The organism is Anaerobacillus sp. (assembly GCF_046314235.1).
In the GTDB taxonomy this organism is placed as follows: domain Bacteria; phylum Bacillota; class Bacilli; order Bacillales; family Anaerobacillaceae; genus Anaerobacillus.
The window spans coordinates 1-20,598 of the sequence record NZ_JBKBWN010000015.1; the positions used below are offsets into that span (position 1 = coordinate 1).

General features: G+C 36.4%; 16 protein-coding genes. 10 read left to right on the top strand and 6 right to left on the bottom strand.

What is annotated here, in order from left to right; translation table 11 throughout:
* A partial coding sequence (locus tag ACK4M9_RS17705; protein WP_409853481.1) for an LPXTG cell wall anchor domain-containing protein occupies positions 1 to 229 on the top strand: 229 nt, incomplete at its 5' end.
* A 155-nt stretch (positions 230 to 384) separates the two neighbouring features.
* Here the strand turns inward: ACK4M9_RS17705 and ACK4M9_RS17710 are convergent.
* From ACK4M9_RS17710 to ACK4M9_RS17730, 5 genes are all read right to left on the bottom strand, one after another.
* A complete protein-coding gene (locus ACK4M9_RS17710) occupies positions 385 to 636 on the bottom strand; it encodes a YuzF family protein (RefSeq protein WP_409853484.1) in 252 nt (83 codons plus the stop codon).
* Between the two features lie 126 nt (positions 637 to 762).
* Positions 763 to 1,584: a PhnE/PtxC family ABC transporter permease gene (locus tag ACK4M9_RS17715; protein WP_409853663.1), complete on the bottom strand. Its 822-nt coding sequence runs from the start codon at positions 1,582 to 1,584 to the stop codon at positions 763 to 765.
* Between the two features lie 47 nt (positions 1,585 to 1,631).
* The gene (locus tag ACK4M9_RS17720; RefSeq protein ID WP_409853486.1) at positions 1,632 to 2,417 is read right to left on the bottom strand and encodes a PhnE/PtxC family ABC transporter permease; all 786 of its coding nucleotides are present in this window, start codon (positions 2,415 to 2,417) and stop codon (positions 1,632 to 1,634) included.
* The gene (gene phnC / locus ACK4M9_RS17725; protein WP_409853489.1) at positions 2,407 to 3,195 is read right to left on the bottom strand and encodes a phosphonate ABC transporter ATP-binding protein; all 789 of its coding nucleotides are present in this window, start codon (positions 3,193 to 3,195) and stop codon (positions 2,407 to 2,409) included. Before phnC ends, ACK4M9_RS17720 begins: the two co-directional genes overlap by 11 nt.
* 21 nt (positions 3,196 to 3,216) lie before the next feature.
* Positions 3,217 to 4,317 carry a PhnD/SsuA/transferrin family substrate-binding protein gene (locus ACK4M9_RS17730; protein WP_409853492.1) on the bottom strand — a complete coding sequence of 367 codons (1,101 nt, stop codon included), beginning with the start codon at positions 4,315 to 4,317 and terminating at the stop codon, positions 3,217 to 3,219.
* Positions 4,318 to 4,722: 405 nt separating this feature from the next.
* On the opposite strand from ACK4M9_RS17730, the gene ACK4M9_RS17735 reads away from it, so the two are divergent.
* From ACK4M9_RS17735 to ACK4M9_RS17775, 9 genes are all read left to right on the top strand, one after another.
* The gene (locus ACK4M9_RS17735) at positions 4,723 to 5,520 is read left to right on the top strand and encodes a Cof-type HAD-IIB family hydrolase (RefSeq protein ID WP_409853494.1); all 798 of its coding nucleotides are present in this window, start codon (positions 4,723 to 4,725) and stop codon (positions 5,518 to 5,520) included.
* Between the two features lie 262 nt (positions 5,521 to 5,782).
* Positions 5,783 to 7,354, top strand: a complete 1,572-nt coding sequence (locus tag ACK4M9_RS17740; protein WP_409853497.1) for a response regulator transcription factor — start codon at positions 5,783 to 5,785, stop codon at positions 7,352 to 7,354.
* Between the two features lie 16 nt (positions 7,355 to 7,370).
* Positions 7,371 to 9,173, top strand: a complete 1,803-nt coding sequence (locus ACK4M9_RS17745) for a sensor histidine kinase (RefSeq protein ID WP_409853500.1) — start codon at positions 7,371 to 7,373, stop codon at positions 9,171 to 9,173.
* A gap of 134 nt (positions 9,174 to 9,307) precedes the next feature.
* Positions 9,308 to 10,597, top strand: a complete 1,290-nt coding sequence (locus ACK4M9_RS17750) for an ABC transporter substrate-binding protein (protein WP_409853503.1) — start codon at positions 9,308 to 9,310, stop codon at positions 10,595 to 10,597.
* A gap of 126 nt (positions 10,598 to 10,723) precedes the next feature.
* Positions 10,724 to 11,680, top strand: coding sequence for a carbohydrate ABC transporter permease (locus ACK4M9_RS17755; RefSeq protein ID WP_409853505.1), 957 nt, complete (start codon positions 10,724 to 10,726; stop codon positions 11,678 to 11,680).
* A complete protein-coding gene (locus ACK4M9_RS17760) occupies positions 11,673 to 12,500 on the top strand; it encodes a carbohydrate ABC transporter permease (RefSeq protein WP_409853507.1) in 828 nt (275 codons plus the stop codon). The genes ACK4M9_RS17755 and ACK4M9_RS17760 overlap by 8 nt, the downstream gene beginning before the upstream one ends.
* 20 nt (positions 12,501 to 12,520) lie before the next feature.
* Positions 12,521 to 15,586: a beta-galactosidase, LacZ type gene (lacZ, locus tag ACK4M9_RS17765; protein WP_409853509.1), complete on the top strand. Its 3,066-nt coding sequence runs from the start codon at positions 12,521 to 12,523 to the stop codon at positions 15,584 to 15,586.
* Between the two features lie 34 nt (positions 15,587 to 15,620).
* The gene (locus tag ACK4M9_RS17770) at positions 15,621 to 17,807 is read left to right on the top strand and encodes an alpha-galactosidase (protein WP_409853512.1); all 2,187 of its coding nucleotides are present in this window, start codon (positions 15,621 to 15,623) and stop codon (positions 17,805 to 17,807) included.
* A gap of 568 nt (positions 17,808 to 18,375) precedes the next feature.
* The gene (locus ACK4M9_RS17775) at positions 18,376 to 19,461 is read left to right on the top strand and encodes a Gfo/Idh/MocA family protein (protein WP_409853514.1); all 1,086 of its coding nucleotides are present in this window, start codon (positions 18,376 to 18,378) and stop codon (positions 19,459 to 19,461) included.
* A 190-nt stretch (positions 19,462 to 19,651) separates the two neighbouring features.
* Here the strand turns inward: ACK4M9_RS17775 and ACK4M9_RS17780 are convergent, their stop codons facing one another.
* Positions 19,652 to 20,428: an AraC family transcriptional regulator gene (locus tag ACK4M9_RS17780; RefSeq protein ID WP_409853517.1), complete on the bottom strand. Its 777-nt coding sequence runs from the start codon at positions 20,426 to 20,428 to the stop codon at positions 19,652 to 19,654.
* Between the last annotated feature and the right edge of the window lie 170 nt (positions 20,429 to 20,598).

Genomic DNA, 20,598 nt, shown 5'->3' on the forward strand with positions numbered 1-20,598 from the left:
AGGTGATGGAGACGAAACAGCAGTACCAGGTGATGGAGACGAAACAGCAGTACCAGGTGATGGAGACGAAACAGCAGTACCAGGTGATGGAGATGAAACAAAACCTGATTCAAAAGAAAAACTTCCTGATACCGCTACAACAACATACAATAGTTTAATGGTCGGAACATTACTACTACTGATAGGGCTTATACTACTATTTATTAGTAGAAAAAAATTGCTACAATAAGATTTTAAATATTTCCAACGTTTATATAAGTAACTTGCAAAATGTGGGCATAGCAAAAGAGATGCAGCTTCTATTAAAACGGAAGGAGCATCTCTTTGTTTTGTACAATTGAATTCTTTCTAGGAACTATTGTGAATCAGCAATTCAATTCTCTACTAGTCAATTGGCATAATTGATACAATTTGTTGAATGCGAACAAAAAACGGGAAGTTGCCAGCCAGCAGCATGACATGATCTGGTTTTACATCCTTTAAAACTCCACGAATGGTGTCTTTTGTCGTTTCAACGACAAGTTGCTTTCCAATGACTGTTTGTAACGTCTGAATTACAAATGGGTCCACGTTTGTTTGATACTGTGTATTAAAATTATTAACTTGCTCACGTTGCGTATCATATCCGTAATACATTTCCAAACCTCCCAAAATCAATAATCAAAAACATTATATGTTTGATTGCCTATTGTGTATGGGCGGTACGTAGATTTCTTTGTTTTATAAAGTCATCTAAAATCTCTAAATCTAAAAACTATGTTACTATTGGACAGTTCTTAACTTCGATTTAATTTTTGTCGCTAGTAATTCAAGCATAATTGCAATAAATAATACGAAGTAAGTAATTGTACCAAGTTCTCTTATATCATAATAAAATGCGCTAGCCATAAATAATTCAAAACCAATACCACCGGCAGCGGCTGCCGCTCCCATTGCTATAGCTACTCCAAAGTTAATTTCAAACCGGAGAAATGTCCAAGAAATTAAGTAGCTCATAGTCGATGGTATGACAGCTTGAAAGACGATCTGCCACCAGCTTGCACCACTAGCTTTTAAGGCTTCGATAACACCTTCGTCTAGCTCTTCAAATGATTCTGAATAGACTTTAACCAAGTAACTAACGGAATGAAAGGTCATCCCAACGACAGCTGCAACACTTCCAAGTCCTGCAGCAATTGCAAAAATTAAAACCCATAGAACAGTTGGAACAGCTCTGACAACGGCAACAACACTTTTAACTGCGGCGGATACTCTCGGAGTTGATAAGTTTTGCGCTGCTAGTAAACCTAAGAATAAAGCAATCATCGCCCCAAACAATGTAGTTAAAACTGCAAGACTCAATGTTACGGTCGAGGCGTAAATTGCTTCACTAAATGTAAAATGATTAAAATGAGGCTCTGTAAACATAGTCTTAAAGTTTAGAACTGTTGCTGTTATTGCCTCTATAATATTAATACCTTTGTAATCATAAAAGTAAAACCCATAAATCGTTATTAAAAGCAGAGACAGAAGTGTTGCACGAATGACGAAGGTGGCTTTCGTAAGCTTTTTAACTTTTATTGTTTTTGATAAATATTGATCTATTAATATACTTTGGGCAGGTTGTGTCTTGGTGAAGTTTTCAAGTCCCACTACAAAATCACCCTTCTTACATAGTTTGAAATATACTCAATTAATAAGATTGTTAATACTATGACGATTACAACTAAGCTAGCTGCATTGTAATTCATACTTTTATAGTACAAATCAAACGCAAAGCCAATTCCCGTCCCTGTTAAAATTCCGATTAAAGTAGCACTTCTAATATTGGTCTCTGCAACAAATAGAACCCAGCTAATCAGCATTGGAATACTAGATGGGATGACAGATTGAAAGATCGTTGAGAGGTAAGGCGCTCCAGTTGCTTGTAATGCTTCAACAGAACTGCTACTAGCCTCATCAATAACTTCAATAAATGCACGTGTTAAAAATCCGAATGAAACGAAAAATAAAGCAAAGAAACCAGTAAGTGCGCTTTGACCAAATGTAAAGAGTAAAATCATTGACCAAACGGCAATATCAATATTCCGAAATAGAGTTGCAAACCCCCTTGCCATTCCACTTAAAAATCGATTTACTCTAGTCGTTGTTGAACCCATGATGGCAAAGGCAAGAGCAAAAATAGCTGCTACTGTAGTAGCACCAATCGATACGAGGATCGTTTCAAAAAGTTTATCTAAGATATTCGGCAATCGTTCGAGAGACTTTGTATTTGGATAAAAGTTTGTTATTCCCCACTCAAATGCTTTTGGAATAGAAGCAAGCCCTTTAAGGAGGCTAAATTCAGTAATAATCATCGCGCCGTACGTTACTAGAAAAATGATAAAAAAGATAACGGAAGATTTGATCCTTTTTTTTACAAAGTATTTATCCTGCATTTCTTCCTCCTAGATCTAGCATGAGGTCTCCTGCTTCTGAACCATAAATATTGTTAATCTGAGTAGTTGTAATTTCTTTGGGAGAACCGTTATATACAATTTCACCTTTACTTACACCGATTATTCGATCTGAATAGCTTAACGCAACATCTACTTGGTGTAGATTAACGATTACAGTAATACCCATTGTTTTCGAAACAGATTGTAGATAATCCATAATAATTTTGGAGGCATTAGGATCTAAAGAAGCAATCGGTTCGTCACACAATAATAATTTCGGGTTTTGAATTAATGCTCTTGCAATACCAACACGCTGTTTTTGACCACCACTTAATTGGTCACAACGTTTATACACTTGTTCCTCTAACCCAAGCATTCCTAATAGCTGAATAGCCTGTCTTTTTTCTGCTTCATTATATAACCCTAATACTCCAGCTAACGTTGATTTGTGCCCAAGTCTACCGTGTAAAACATTTTCAATAACGCTTAAGCGGTTAACTAGGTTGTAATGTTGAAAGATCATACCAATCTTTGTGCGTAACTGTCTTAAGTTACGCTTTTTATAATTTAAAATATCTTCGTTATCAAAAATAATTTCTCCGCCAGTTGCATCAATCATCCGATTAATACAGCGAAGGAGAGTAGATTTTCCAGCGCCAGATGGGCCAATAATGGAAACGAACTCTCCTTCATTTACAGAGAAGTTAACATTGGATAACGCTAATGTATCTTGGCTATATCGCTTTGAGACATTTTTTAAATCCAATAACGTATGCATAGTTAACTCCTTTATACAAATTTATTGTAGTTCTCTAAGAGGGTTAAACCAACTGTCTTCAACACGAACGAAACGCTCATCGGCTCTTTTACTAAATAAACCTTTGAATTCAGAGTCTCCTGGAACAAACACTGATGGGTTGTTTGCTACTTCATCAGAAGTAAAGGCTACGATGATTTTCTCAATCATTTCAGCACTTAGATTATTTGTGTTTGCAACAAACGGTGCATTTAATACTGGTGTAACTGAGATAATCGTAAACTCTTCACCAGGGAACCCGTTTAAAGGCTCATCTGCATCATCTCTTACACGATATACAGCTCCACGAACGTTCTCTTCACCCTCAATTAATTCAATATAGTTGTCTATACAAGCATCACAAAATGCTGCCACATCTGAGCGATCTAATAGGAGGTTAACTAATGTACCTTGATGTGAATTTCCGTAAGCTACCTCACTGAAAAGCTTGTTACTACCACCTTCTAATAAGTCTTCTGATGAGAGGTTTTTCCACTCATCTTTTTGATTAAAATAACCTGTAATTGTACTAGCTGGAACAACAAAGCCAGAAGCTGAACTTGTTGATACGAAAGAAAATCTTTTCCCTTGAATGTTTTCTATTGTAAATTCAGAACCAGACTTGTATAGATCTGCATTTTCTCTTTTAACACCAATCCAAGCATTGTATAAAGCATCATCGAGTGTACCTGACTGCCCACTTGGTACAACGATTGGAACAACTGCACTATTCTTCTTGTTTGCTTCAATATATCCAACTGCTCCCATGAATGCTAAATCGGCATTTCCATTAGCGATTGTTTCTATCGCAATATTGTAATCAGTTGTCGTACGATGTTCCACCTCTAAACCAGTTGCCCCTTTAATAATTTCAGCAAGGGCGTCTCTGGCCTCGGCTAAATCAGAGCCAGATTCATTGGGATACCAAACGATCGATATTGGACCGGTTGGTTTAGCAGGTTCCTCAGTTGCTTTGCTTTTTGTTTCAGTAGAAGTATTACTTTTCGCTTCAGTTGACGTATTTGTCGAAGACTCGTTAGATGTGCTACATCCTGCTAGGAACATAAAAAAGGTGGCTAGTGAAATAATAAGAAATTTTTTCATTTATAATTCCCCTCTCATTTTTGTTTTTCCGTTTTGATTACTGAAAATTAATAGAAAAGAAATCTATATGTATTCCCTCCCAATTCATTCAATTTTATTTACAAATGTTATTCTATCTAGCAATTATTAAGTGTGTGTGGTTACAGTGTAGAGAAAAGGTAAACTTTTTTAAAAATGGGCATTATTTGTAAAGGTTATAGAGTTGGTAAAACGAGCTGGTCTTAAGGATATATTAGGAAAAAGATGTTCAAGTTAGAATCAAATGTAAAAAACATAAACACAAATGAATTAAAAACTAATTGATATTTACAATCATTTACATTATTTTAGCGTTTGTTTAATAGTAGATTTATAGCTAGTTGTTATGATCACAGAATAAGTGATTATTATAACTAGGAGGAACATATGAGTAGATTAAAAGCAATTGTCCTTGACTTAGACGGAACCCTACTTAACAATGATAGTAAAATATCAGCTCAGACAAAGAGATTTTTACTAGAACAGAAACAACAAGGAACGAGAATTATTCTGGCAACGGGACGACCGTTGAATATGACTACCAAATTTCATAAGGAGCTAGCACTAGATACACCAATTATTTGTTTAAATGGTGCACTAGTTTATGACTGTCATCAAGATCGAGTCATTTATCATGTACCACTACGAAATTATGAGGTTGATCATGCCCATAAAACGGTATGTAATGAAGCGGAACTGTTACTTTACCATACATCCCATGCTAATTTTCAGATGAAAAATATCTCTGGTTTGAAAGTAGAAGACGAATATCCAATTGAGAAATTAGGTTGTATTCCAGAAGCGTCTGCCACAATTCTAAAAATTTCTGTATATATAAAAAATCAGAAAAAGCTTGAACGTACGTTGAATGAATTGTCTCGTGATTTTGAATTAGCTATATGGGAAAATAACTTTGAAATTACAAAGAAATCAGTCACAAAATGGCATAGTCTTCAAGTTGTACTGAAGCAACTAGAGATAAATCCAACGGATGTAATCGCATTTGGAGATGGAACAAATGATTTTGAAATGATAAAGAATGTTGGCATTGGCGTGGCAATGGCTAATGCAATTCCCTCATTAAAGGTGGTGGCTAATTTCATCACATTATCAAACGATGATGACGGAATTATTCATTTTATTAAGAATTATCAATTGAATAATACTCTCGTAGAAATTGACTAGTAAGACAAAAGACTGTCCCATCAACCCCAAATTGAACTATAGGTTGATGGGACAGTCTTTGTTTAAAAATAGTTTCAGTATAACGAAATTTCATGAGAAACATGAAAAGTGAATTCGACCAATTGTGTTGAAAGAGGTGAATAAAGTTTCGGCATTAGGGCTTTTTCCTTTGTTTCATTATACTTCCAAAAAATGTACAACACTCATCTAGAAAAAGATATAATACTAAATATAAAACGCTTCATATAAAGGAGTGAGTACAGTGATAAACGAGCAATATTGTAGAGTGGTGATTGTCGACGATGAACTATTGATTAGACAAGGAATTAAGCATTATATAAATTGGGAGCAGGAAGGCTTTCGTATAGTTGGTGAGGCTTCAAATGGAAGAGAAGCCCTCGAACTTATTTCAACTACTGCTCCACATATTGTTATCACGGATATCGTAATGCCTATTATGGATGGGGAAGAATTGACGAGATCAATTAAGGAGAATTACTCTCATACGGAGGTTATTATTCTTAGTAGTTTTGGAGAGTTTGACTACGTCAGGTCTACTTTCCAAAGTGGGGTTGTTGATTATATTTTAAAGCCAAAACTTAATGGGAAAATACTTTTAGAAGCGTTAAAAAAAGCTGTCAGCAGAATACCAAACTTTCAATTACTAACTCAAAAAAATGGTGCTAACAATTTCGAAAACAATTTATCGATAGAGCAAGTGATCAGCAAATTAATATCTGGTTACGAAGTTCAACTTGAGTCGCAACTCCTATCACGAGCTTTTCCACATGATTATTATTGTTTATTAGGTGTAAGTTTAAAAAACAATCGATGTAATGAAGAGGCTAATCTCATTGCTAATAAGCAAAAGGCGATAGAAAAAGCATTAAGTCTCAACCTTAGCAAAACTCAATACTACTCCTTTAGACCAGAGGAATACCTCCTGGTGTTCGTGATCAATTTTGACAAAAGTGAAAGCGCTAATCTATTTTCTTTTATAAAAAAATTAGCGGCATCTGATCAAGGTCTCTCACTTACAATGACAAAGAAGTTTACTAGGATGAAAGATTTATCTACGATTTATAAAGATGACCTAATGAAATTGTTGCGTTATAAATTTTACTTTCCGGAGCAGCAACTGCTACTTCAGGAGGAACTACCGAATCCATTGCCAAAGGTTGAGAGTTTTAACTTGGAGTGGTTTACAAATGAATTCAAGAGAGAGCAGTTCGACTCTGCCTTTACTTATCTAGAAGAATTTATCTCGTCTTTTTCCATCTGTTTTACGACAGATGTTTACGAATTTAAAGCGTTTTTTAATAACATTATTTTTAATATTACCATTCTTCTTAGTAATATGAACTATGATATTGGGGATTTGGATAAAGCTAAATACACATCTTTTAAAGCGATAGATGAGGCAGAGGCGGCTGAAGTTGTTCTGCAAGAATGGAACAAGTTTCTTTTAGATGCGAGAAAGCAAATTGCAGATAGTAGAAGTCAGACTGGGAATCCAAATATGAAGAAGCTATTGCTTTATATTGCAGATCATTATGCAGAGCCAATTACTCTTACTGATGTTGCACAACATTTTCATTTTAATCCATCATATCTCTCAAACTATTTTGCTACACACAATAAAGAAGGCTTCATTGAACACTTAAATAATATTCGGATAAAGGAAGCGACAAAGCTGTTAACTAACAATTCAGCTGCTATCTCGGAAATCGGCAGCTTGGTGGGCTATTCGGATCATAGTTATTTTTGCAGGGTTTTTAAGAAGAAAATGGGTATGTCACCTAGCCAATACCGAAGGAAACAACTATTGAAATAGAGATGAGATGTTTGATATGAGAAAAATAATATGGCGTTTAAAAAGAAGTAGAATGTTTATTATTATGTTTTTAATAACGGTTTTTAGCATTATTAGCGTTACAATCACAATTACGTGGACGACGATTCGAATGTCCGAGGATTTCTTTATTGAAACGTTTAGCATAACGAATGCAAAAGTACTAAATCAAATAAAGGATAATTTCGAGTCTTTTAATTATTCTGTAGTCATCGCTTCTAACAATCTTTTGCAAAGTGGGACAATGAAGCAACTTCTATCAGATGAAATACTAACAAATTTTCAGTTAATGAATGCGTATTATGATATGAGACTACAAATCAATCGGGTAAAATCAAATTTCAATACATATGAGGTTGGAATTATGGTTTCTGGTAGTAATGGCATTGGTTTTGCCACGGATTCATCTTATTGGTCTATTTCAGCTAAGGAATTAGAAGAACATTCAATTACGTTGAGCACGATTAATGAGCCATATTGGTTGAAATACCATTTCTACCAATCATCAGATGAGCGCGAAAACAGCAAAATAATTGCCTCTAGAGCCTTTATTGAGCGATCTTCGGGAAGCATTTACGGTACAATGTATTTTTCATATAACGAAAGTGAACTGAGAAAGTTCTACAATAGTTTTACAAGTCCAGGTAATGATATTTTTGTTCTTAATCGTTCTGGCATTATCGTATCTAGTAATCATACCAAGCAGATTGGTGAAAAAGCAGAGGATCTGCTTGGTTTTGCAATAAAGTTAGCTGAGGGGTCAGAAACCCATATTAAGGCCAATTTAATGGGTAAGAACCATATTGTTTTGTCTGAATATCTTCCTACGTATGATATGTACTTAATAAACTTAATTGATAGAAAGACGGCTATTGGAAACTTTGTAGACAAGAAGGCGATTGCCCTTATTAGTATGTCGATTGTTGTAGTAGCGTTAATTATCGTATTTTTCATTTCGCGTAAAATGACAAATTCATTATCTAGATTAGTTAAACAAATTGAAAATGCACCAAAAAAACAGTTTCATGAATACGTTACAGTGTCAGGTATGTATGAAACGAGACAAATCGGAAATGCCTTCAATGCTATGCTTGATGAGCTTCACGAATATGTAGATCAACTTGTCCTATCTCAAAAGCAGAAACAGGAAGCAGACCTTGCTGCACTTCAACAACAGATTAACCCCCATTTTTTATATAATACACTTACTTCGATAAAATTTATGGTACAACAAGTCAATAAAGAGGATGCAGACAATACGATAAATGCACTTATTTCACTTTTACAAAACACGATTGGTAATGTGGATGAAACAGTATCAGTAAATCAAGAATTAGAAAACCTAAAAAACTACGTCTTTATAAATCAAAAAAGATATGGAAATCGAATTAAGGTTAATTACTTCGTAGATCCTAAATGTGTTGACTATCAAATTCCAAAACTAGTCCTGCAACCGTTTATTGAAAATTCCTTTTTTCATGCGTTTAATCAGAAGGCAGAGGGGTACATTAATGTTCTTGTCTGGCAAGAGGGCGAAACGTTAATTTGTGAGATAGTAGATAACGGCGATGGAATGGAAATTTCAAGAGAACATAAATTACCAAATACGAAGCGGAACCAGCAACTATTTAGTGGAATTGGTGTAAAAAATGTCAACGATAGAATTCAATTAATATATGGTGAGCCATATGGAGTAACAATTTCGAGTAAATTAGGTGAAGGAACGAAGGTCAGAATTTCCTTTCCAGTGAATAAAAAGATAAAAAATTTAAAAGAATCTCAAAATAATCTTATTTTATAAAAACCGAAAATTCAAAATATAAAAATAACCCAAAACTGCGTAGAAATCGTCCTAACAATAACAATTAGGTAGGTGCTAACATTAAATCAGGTAAGAGAAAGCGCTTACAAAATATAATACAGGGGGCAAGTAAAATGAAGAAAATTGTTATTGGATTAGTGTTTTTAGTGAGTTTCATGATTTTAGTTGTGGGATGCTCATCAGGTTCTAACAAATCAGTTTCTGGAGATAATGTAGAAAAAATTACAGTCTGGACTTGGGACCCCAATTTCAACATTAAAGCAATGAACTTGGCAAAAGATGCTTATGCTTCTATTAATGAAGATTTAGAAATTGAAATCATCGAATATGCTCAGGATGATATTATTCAAAAATTAAACACAAGTTTAAGCTCTGGAACGAAATCAGGACTACCTAATATTGTTTTAATTGAAGATTACCGTGCCCAAAGCTTTCTTCAAGCATATCCAGATGCATTTCACAAACTAACGGGTTCCTTTAACGCGAGTGATTTCGCACAATACAAAATGGCACCAACAAGTTTTGATGGCGAAAATTACGGATTGCCATTTGACACTGGGGTTACAGGATTGTATATACGAACAGATTATTTAGAGCAAGCAGGATATACATTAGAAGATATTAAGAATATCGATTGGAATCAATACATTGAAATCGGAAAAAAAGTCAAAGAAGCCACAGGAAAGCAAATGCTTACACTTGACCCCAACGATCTAGGTCTTATTCGAATGATGATTCAATCTAGTGGTTCATGGTATGTGAAAAGTGATGGAATTACACCTGATTTAGAAGGAAATGAAGCACTAAAAGAGTCCTTTTCTTTATACAAACAAATGATTGAAGCAGATATAATCAAACCAATTTCTGACTGGAGTCAATTTTTAGCTGGCTTTAATAGCGGAGATGTTGCATCAGTAGTTACTGGTAACTGGATCACTGCCTCAGTAAAAGCAGAAGCCTCTCAAGCAGGAAAGTGGGCAGTTGTTGGTCAACCTAAGCTTCCTGGAATGTCAAACTCAGTAAACGCTTCTAACCTAGGGGGAAGCTCATGGTATGTGCTAAATATTGATGGGAAAGACCAAGCTGCTGATTTCTTAGGGAAAACCTTCGGATCAAATGTTGAGTTATATCAAAGTTTCATAACTGAAATTGGGGCTATGGGAACGTACAATCCAGCAGTAGAGGGAGACGCCTATAAAGTGGAAGATGAATACTTTGGTGGACAACAAATCCTTGCTGATTTCTCTAAATGGTCCGAAGAAATTCCACAAGTTAACTATGGCGCACACACATATGTCATTGAGGATATCCTAGTTGTTGCAATGCAAAAATATCTGAACGGAACGGATATTGATACTGTTCTTAAAGAGGCTCAACAACAAGCAGAAGCACAAATTAAATAAAATAATGAGAATTGAGCCTCGGTAACTCGTTGGCTTTGGCCATTCGCAACATAGGAGCGGTCCTATAAGTCAGGCGAGTTGTATCGGGGCTCTTTGCTTTTACAGAATGGTAAGGAGTGACTTCACATGATAGTAGCAACTACTAAGAGTGATCCGGGTATCCACCCACCAAAACCGAATTTCCCCTTAAAGCAAAAGAAATCAAGATTTAGTAATCGAACGAAGAATGCAATCGTTGGCTGGGTCTTTATTGGCTTATCTTTTTTATTAATTAGTATATTTTATTTCTATCCAATGTTTCAGGCTTTATTGTTGTCTTTTCAATCGGGAAAAGGGACGAATTTAACTTATGCTGGACTCGATAATTATCGACGGTTATTTGGAGATCCTACTTTCCATGCAGCTGTAAAAAATACAGTGATTTATCTATTAGTCCAAGTACCCTTAATGATTATTCTTGCATTAGTATTCTCTGTTTTATTAAATGATAAAAAATTAAAATTTAAAGGTTTTTATCGAACTGCGATTTTTTTACCGTGTGTAACCTCTTTAGTTGCCTATTCAGTCATTTTTAAATATTTGTTTGGTACAGATGGGATCATTAATATGCTGTTAATGAATCTAGCTATTATTAGCCAACCGATTCAGTGGATAACAGACCCATTCTGGGCGAAAATAACCATTATTATTGCAATTACATGGCGTTGGACAGGTTACAACATGATTTTCTATTTATCAGCACTTCAAAACATTGATAACTCTATCTATGAAGCAGCAAGAATTGATGGGGCAAATGCTTTTCAACAGTTCTTTAAGATTACTGTTCCGATGCTAAAACCGATTATCTTGTTTACTTCGATAACTTCTACCATTGGTACACTCCAATTATTTGACGAGGTTATGAATATTACAGGTGGTGGACCTGGAAATGCCACAATGACGATTTCACAATACATCTATAATATTTCTTTCAAATATACGCCGGACTTTGGTTACGCGGCAACTGTTTCGTACGTTATTGTTGTTATGATCGTCTTCTTTTCTATCATTCAGTTTAAAGTAGCGGGTGAAAAAAATGGCTAAACTTAAAAGAATATTTATCTATCTATTTCTAACGGGAGCTGCCATCATCTCAATTTTTCCATTCTTGTGGATGATCGCTAGTGCCACGAACAAATCGGTGGATGTCACAAAAGGTAGATTATTACCAGGGACACATCTCATTGAAAACTTTCAAAACTTAATAGAAACCGTGAACCTCATGCCATCCTTAATTAATTCTGCAAAGGTATCAATTTCTACGACAGTTCTTTCGCTTCTCATAGCCTCATTAGCAGGTTACGGATTTGAAATATATCGAAGCAAGGCGAAGGATGTTGTATTTAATATATTACTATTATCGATGATGATCCCTTTTGCAGCCTTAATGGTACCGCTGTTTCGCATGTTTGCTGGAATTTCGCAAGTACTTCCCTTCATCGGTATTAACACATTATCAGCCGTTGTCTTACCGACACTAACTACGGCATTTTTAATTTTTTTCTTTCGCCAAAGTACTAAAATGTTTCCTAAGGAGTTGCTTGAGGCTGGAAGGATTGACGGATTAACAGAAATAGGTGTATTTTTCCGAATTTACGTTCCAACAATGAAGACAACTTATGCAGCAGCAGCAATCATTACGTTTATGGCTAGCTGGAACAATTATTTATGGCCGTTAGTTGTCCTCCAATCAACGGATAAAATGACGATACCATTGCTTATTTCGAACCTAGGCTCAAGTTATACACCTGATTTTGGTGTGATAATGACAGCGATTGTCATTGCAACCTTACCAACAGCTCTCATCTTCTTTATTATGCAGAAGCACTTTGTTGCTGGAATGATGGGATCTATTAAAGGTTAGATAGCTATAAATAAAAAAGGATGTGTACTTTAAACGTGAAAACTATCCCTAGTATCAACTGGTTAACAGATCTTTCTATATTTGCAGTAAACCGTCTTCCTGCTCATTCGGATCATATTTACTTTGAAACAATGAAGGAAGCACTAAGAGGTGAGCCAATGCCCTTAAGGCATGATTTGAACGGGTATTGGAAATTTAATTATGCTATCAATCCATTAAATCGCCCCATAAAGTTTTATGAGCTTGATTTTAATTGTGCTGGATGGGGAGAAATTTCAGTACCTGGTCACATTCAGTTACAAGGACATGGGGAACCACAATATGTGAATACAATGTATCCATGGGATGGTCATAATGATATAAGGCCACCAGAAATTCCTGCTGATAACAATCCAGTAGGAAGTTATATAAACTATTTTCATGTTCCTGAGAATATGAAAAACGGAAAACCAGTTTATATCTCCTTTCAAGGTGTAGAATCAGCTTTTTATGTTTGGTTGAATGGTGAATTCGTAGGGTATAGTGAAGACAGCTTTACCTCAGCTGAGTTCGAATTAACTCCATATCTGGTTGATGGAGAAAATAAGCTCGCAGTTGAAGTGTACCAACGAAGTACTGGCAGTTGGCTTGAGGATCAGGACTTTTGGAGATTTTCAGGGATATTTAGAGATGTATATCTTTTTACAGTCCCAGAAATTCATGTTTATGATTTGCATGTTCATACAGAACTAAGCTCGTCTTTTGATAACGGGACAGTTAATGCAGATCTCAAGTTCTGCTCTCCTGTCCCTCAGGATTCTAAGATAGTAGCTGAGTTGATGGATTCTAATGGACAATCGGTTGCTAGTGGTGATGCCAAGGTTTCCGATAGCGTTAGTTTGAAACTTTCTCTCCCTGTCAATAGACCAAAGCTATGGAGTGCGGAAAAACCAACTTTATATACGCTTTATCTTCAAATTTATAACGAATTTGGTAGCTTAGTAGAGGTTATTCCTCAGAAAGTAGGCTTTAGAAAATTCGAATTGAAAGATAAACTAATGTACTTAAACGGTAAGCGCATTGTTTTTAAAGGAATAAATCGCCATGAATTTAACTGTCGCCGTGGCCGTGCTGTTACGAAGGAAGATATGCTTTGGGATATTAGAACGTTGAAACAAAATAATATTAACGCTGTTCGTACATCCCACTATCCGAACCAGAGCTATTGGTATGAGTTATGTGATGAATATGGCGTATATGTCATTGATGAGATGAACTTAGAAACGCATGGCTCTTGGCAAAAGATGGGTGCTGTAGAACCTTCTTGGAATGTACCAGGTAATAAACCCGAATGGCAGGACATTGTTATGGATAGAGCAATTTCAATGTTAGAGCGCGATAAAAATCATCCATCAATACTGATTTGGTCTTGTGGGAATGAATCCTACGCTGGTGAGGTCATTCTTAATGTAAGTAAATTTTTTAAGGAAGCTGACCCAAGTCGCCTTGTTCATTATGAAGGTGTATTCTATGACCGAAACTATCATGAGACGAGTGATATGGAAAGTCGCATGTATGCTAAGCCACATGAAATTGAAGATTATCTAAAAAATCACCCTGATAAGCCTTATATTAGCTGCGAGTATATGCATGCCATGGGTAATTCTGTTGGCGGGATGTATAAATATATAGAACTTGAGCAGAAGTATCCAATGTATCAAGGCGGTTTTATTTGGGATTACATTGATCAATCGCTTATAAAAAAAGATCGGTATGGTAAGGAATTTCTTGCTTTTGGTGGTGACTATGGTGATCGCCCTACAGATTATCATTTTTGTACGAATGGGATTGTCTACGGGAACCGCGAGTTATCACCAAAGATGCAAGAAGTTAAATATTTGTATCAAAATCTAAAATTAACCGTTGCTAAAAATAATGTAAAGCTCAAAAATGACAACCTATTTATTAATACGAATGAGTATGATTTAGAATATATTTTGTTTTTTGAAGGGAAGGAATTGTATCGTAATAAGATTGGTGTTGCTGTCGCCCCACAGAGTGAAAAAGAAATAGCATTTAATTGGCCACTAAATATTAATGTTCAATCTGGAGAATATTGTATTCATGTTGCATGTCTTCTCAAAGAGGATAAGCTTTGGGCTAAAAGGGGACATGAGGTAGCATTTGGGCAATATGTTTATAATGAAGGAACGGTATCAAGACAATCCACAACACCTAATTCAGATAAATTACGGCTTGTCCATGGTGATGTAAATATTGGTTTACACGGCTCTGACTTTAGTATCCTATTTTCAAAGCAGATTGGTAGTTTAATTTCCATCAATTACGGTGGAAAGGAAATGATTTCCCTACCTCCTGCACCGTTGTTTTGGAGAGCTACTACCGATAATGATAGAGGATTTTCACAAGGATTTCACTCAGGTTGCTGGCACACAGCAAGCATCGCTAGAAAGTGTGTTGCCGTCAATACGGTGGAAGGCGATGGCTTGGTAACGGTTACGTTTACTTATAAATTTTCATTTAATGATGACATTGAAGTGAAGGTCGCTTATTCCGTTTACTCTGATGGGAGAATGAACGTTAAGTCAAGTTATCTCGGTGCTAAGACAGAACTGCCACCTATGCCAATTTTTGCGTTAGCCTTTAAGGTTCCGGCAGACTATGATCAATTGGATTGGTATGCTCTTGGACCAGAAGAGAATTACTCAGACCGAGCAATGGGGGCAAGACTAGGTAACTTTAAAAATTGCGTGAAAGATAATATATCTAATTATGTGATGCCGCAGGAGTCAGGTAATCGCACTGGTATACGTCAAGTAAGCCTGACAAATATGGACGGAAAAGGTATTAAAATCTCTTATGTGAAAGAACCGCTAGAATGTAACTTTTCACCATACACTGCTTTTGAATTGGAAAATGCAAACCATCATTACGAACTACCAAATATTCACTACACGGTTGTCACTATAGCTGGTAAACAAATGGGGGTCGGTGGGGACGATACCTGGGGGGCTCCAGTACATGACGAGCACCTTATTAACCCCAATGCAGATCTGGAATTTGAGTTTGTCATTCAGCGAATATGATCGTTTTAAACACTTATAAATCAAGGAGGTTAATATGTCTATAAGCTTCTGCGAAACAACGCGTACATTTCATTTAAAAGCCAATAACACAAGTTACATTTTCCAAGTGGCCAAGGACGGCTACTTAGCGCATCTTTATTGGGGCAAAAAAATAAACGAGTATAGTCATTCTAATGAATTAAGATTTGCTGATCGCGCGTTCTCTGGAAATCCAGTAGCAGAAGATCGAACCTTTTCTTTGGATACACTTCCACAAGAGTATCCTTCCTTTGGGCATACGGATTACCGAAATCCAGCTTTTCAAATCCAGTTAGAGAACGGCACGACTGTAACTGATTTAAGATATAGTTCTCACAAGCTGATAAATGGAAAACCAAACCTAGAGGGGTTACCGTCGACCTACGTGGAAAGTGACGATGAAGCCGAGACGTTGGAAATAACGTTAAAGGATGACCTCATAGGATTAACTGTGATTTTGTCGTATACAGCATTTCATCAGTTTGATGTGATAACGCGATCAGTGCGTTTTGTTAATGAAGGGAAGACAAATCTAATACTATTAAAGGCAGCTAGTGGAAATGTTGATTTCAGAGCTTCTGAGTTTGACCTCATTAGTCTTCCTGGGGCTTGGGGAAGAGAAAGGCATGTCGCAAGAACTGAGCTAAGACCGGGGATTCAGTCGATTGAAAGCAGGCGTGGCGCGAGCAGTCATCAACACAATCCATTTATGGCTTTAGTTAGCAAAGAAACAAACGAAGATTATGGTGATGTATTTGCTTTTAGCTTCGTTTATAGTGGGAATTTTTTAGGCACTGTTGAGGTCGATCAATTTGGTTACAGTCGTGCGACAATGGGAATTAATCCTTTTGACTTTTCTTGGTTACTAGAACCAGACCAGTCTTTCCAAACTCCAGAAGTAGTTATGGTTTATTCTGCAAATGGTTTAAGTGAAATGTCTCATACATTCCATCGCTTGTATCAGACACGTCTTTGTCGTGGAGAATTCCGAGATAAAAATCGTCCAATCTTAATTAACAACTGGGAAGCAACTTATTTTAACTTTGACGAAGGGAAAATCAAGGAGATTGCTAGACATGGCAAAGAGTTAGGCATAGAACTATTCGTTTTGGATGATGGCTGGTTTGGCAAAAGAGATGATGATACAACTTCATTAGGTGATTGGTTTGTCGATAAAAGGAAGCTTCCAAACGGATTAGAGATTTTAGCTCAATCTATTCGTGACATGGACATGGAATTTGGATTATGGTTTGAGCCTGAAATGGTTTCTGTGGATAGTGAGCTTTATCGCAAACACCCGGATTGGTGCATTCATGTACCGAAAAGAAGACGTTCTGAGAGTAGGCAGCAATTAATCTTGGATTATTCAAGACAGGAAGTTTGCGATGAAATCATTAATCGTGTTTCTGATATCCTAAAAAATGCACCAATTACCTATGTTAAATGGGATATGAACCGTCATATGACAGAGGTCGGCTCTGCCAGCTTACCAGCTGAACGGCAAAGGGAAACGGCACATCGCTATATGCTAGGTCTTTACCGTGTCATGGAAACGATTACGACAAAATTTCCGCATATTTTATTTGAGAGCTGTTCCGGAGGAGGCGGTCGATTTGACCCAGGGATTCTCTATTACATGCCACAGACGTGGACGAGTGATAATACTGATGCGATTTCTCGCTTGAAAATTCAATATGGAACGAGTTTTGTTTATCCAACAAGTTCCATGGGTGCTCATGTTTCAGCTGTTCCAAACCACCAAGTCAATCGAATTACCTCACTGGAAGTTCGTGGCCATGTAGCGATGTCCGGAAATTTCGGTTATGAGCTTGATATTACACAATTATCTTTTGATGAGAGAGAAACGATGAAAGAACAAATTAATTTCTATAAAAAAATAAGAACGATTATCCAGTTTGGAAACTTTTATCGTCTATCAAGCCCTTTTACAAATAACCATACTGCGTGGTTACATGTATCGCAAGATCAGTCAGAGGCAGTCTTAACATATGTCATGGTCCTTGCAGAACCTAATGATCCGTTTAGAAAAATTCGTTTAAAAGGGCTAGACCCAACGAAGAAATATCAGATCTGTGGTGAAGGTAAAAGTTTTTATGGCGATGAATTAATGAATGTAGGAATTAATATACCAAGATTGAATGGTGACTTCAAGAGCATTATGTGGAGGTTAAAATCAGAATAAACGATCGGGTAATTTAATGCTAGTTTTAAAGCCGTATGACTATTGATTATGAAATTTCTTAGGCTATAAAATAAATACTAATAAAAGGAGGTCATATTTACCCTTGACCTTCTTTTTTGTATGAAACTGTATTTTGGAATACTAACTATATGTCGCTGGATTTCTCTAAAATTCGTTAGAGTTTTACAGCGAAGAGAAAGGGGATTCAGCGACTTTTAAAATGAAATGGGTGGCAGCTTATTTTTACCGTCACGGAGGTTTACTGTAAAACTATTTTCGGGCTGAATATATGATGGCAAACAACTGACTATAATAAATAGCAAAATAGTATAGGTTTTAATGATATTATCTATTTTTATTTATTGCTGGATCAAATATGATGAAGTCAAATAAAAAATGAATACAATGAGGAAAGGAAGTGTTAGACAAGCGCATTGGTACAATCAAATAGTGAAGATAGGTTATTGTGGGATTTTTTTTTAGAGGTGTTAGGGTTTTAATTAAAACCGATATTTGAAAACGCTTTATATATAAGCACATGTAAAAATACTAAGGGAGTTGTTTGAGTATGGAAAAGAAATTAAAAGTTGCTATTATTGGTTGCGGAGGAATTGCTATCGGGAAGCATATGCCAAGTCTTTCAAAACTCGAAACAGTAGAAATGGTTGCTTTCTGTGATATTGAGCTTAAACGAGCTGAAGAAGCAGCTACTAACTTTGGGACGAAGGATGCAAAAGTATATAGTGATTACCAAGAGCTACTAAAAGATGAAGCGATTGATGTCATTCATGTTTGTACACCAAATAGCTCACACTGTGAAATTACCGTTGCATCTTTAGAGGCTGGCAAGCATGTGATGTGTGAAAAGCCAATGGCTAAAACGACTGAAGAAGCGCGGTTGATGGTGGAGGCAGCTAATCGTACAGGGAAAAAATTAACGATTGGCTACCAAAATCGTTTCCGCTCGGACAGCCAATATCTACATACAGTTTGTTCAAACGGGGATCTAGGTGAAGTCTATTATGCTAAAGCCCATGCAATTCGCCGCCGTGCCGTACCAACATGGGGCGTGTTTCTAGATGAAGAAAAGCAAGGTGGAGGACCATTAATTGATATTGGAACGCATGCCTTAGATTTAACATTGTGGATGATGGATAACTATAAACCACAAGTCGTTATAGGGTCGACGTTCCATAAGTTAGGTAAAAAAGAAAAAGCTGCTAATGCATGGGGATCTTGGGATCCGAAAAAGTTTACTGTAGAAGATTCCGCATTTGGGTTTATTAAAATGGAGAATGGCGCAACAATTGTTCTTGAGTCGAGTTGGGCTCTTAATTCTCTAGAAGTAGATGAAGCAAAATGTACCCTTTGTGGTACAGAAGGTGGAGCTGATATGAAAGATGGCTTACGCCTAAATGGTGAAAGATATAGTCAATTATTTACTGAAAAAGTAGAGTTAAATGCAGAGGGCGTTGCTTTTTATGATGGATCTGAAGAAAGTGCTGCAGATAAAGAAGCAAGATTATGGATCGAAGCCATTCTAACTGATAAAGAACCAGTGGTTAAACCTGAAGAAGCATTGGTTGTTACACAAGTTTTAGAGGCGATCTATGAGTCGGCTAAAACTGGAGAACCTGTATTCTTAAATAGGTAATTACTAGAGTAGAACAAAATAATAGTTAAATGGTTATCTTATGACTTGAGGCTGCCCAAAAGCCAAGTATCAGTCACCACGTCTACTATAAATAGATCGTTTACAATCATCCCCTTCTATTTATAGAGTAGTTCGAGGTGTGCTGACACTTATGGGACAGCCTCTTTGCTTTAACTCAAAAGAAAAAGGGCTACTCCTTACGACGATACTCTCCAGGTGAGACACCGTACTTCTTTTTAAACACACGATGAAAATAAGGATAGGTACCGAAGCCACAGTTTTCAGCAATATGTTCGAGTGTCATGGGTGTGTACTTCATTTGGTTTAAAGCAGTAGAAAGTCTTATTTCTAGAGCGTATTCAATCATCGTTTTACCAACGCTGCTTTTAAACAAGTGTAGGGCTCGGGAGACACTGAGGCCTGAGAATTGGGCAACATCTTCAACCTTGAAGGCTGTTGTTGCATGCTCTTCGATATAGCGCAGCATTCTTGTCACCGTGAAAGGTCGACTGACAGTTGGAGAAGTTTCGTCGATTGCTCGTTCTATTGTCAAACAAAGTGCCTTTAGCAAATAAGACGATAGCTCGTTGTTTTTTTCGGTTAATGGCCGACGTTCTTCAATCGTCAGATGGCGCCACAATGTGAGGAGCTTTTCATCAAGACCAATTTGAGAGACTGTCCGCTTGTGGGAACGATTCCACCACTCATCCAACCAAGAACCCTCGCACAATAAGTTATAGTCACCACTAATTTGGTTGCCATCAATTCGTATTTCATATAAGTCTCCAGGCTTAGCAAGAAAAAGATCCCCTTTTTTGATGTTAAACTTTCTCTTGTTAACGATGATTTCGCAATCTCCTTCTGTTTGAAGCCGAAATAAATAACCTGGTAATCCTGATTTATCTTCTTGGGAGGAATACCCTTTTGTGTGATGAGAATAACTACAAAAACGAATGTGAGAAGACATGATATCGCTCTCCTTAATAAGTAGCAAAATAGTATATGTTTTAATTATATAATCTATTTAAAAACTAATCTATATCGCATATAATTTTTTTGAAGTAAGAAATGAAGAATATGTGAAGAGAAATAGGATGATAGTCTATGTTATGAAGATGAATAGACACCCCGTAATTC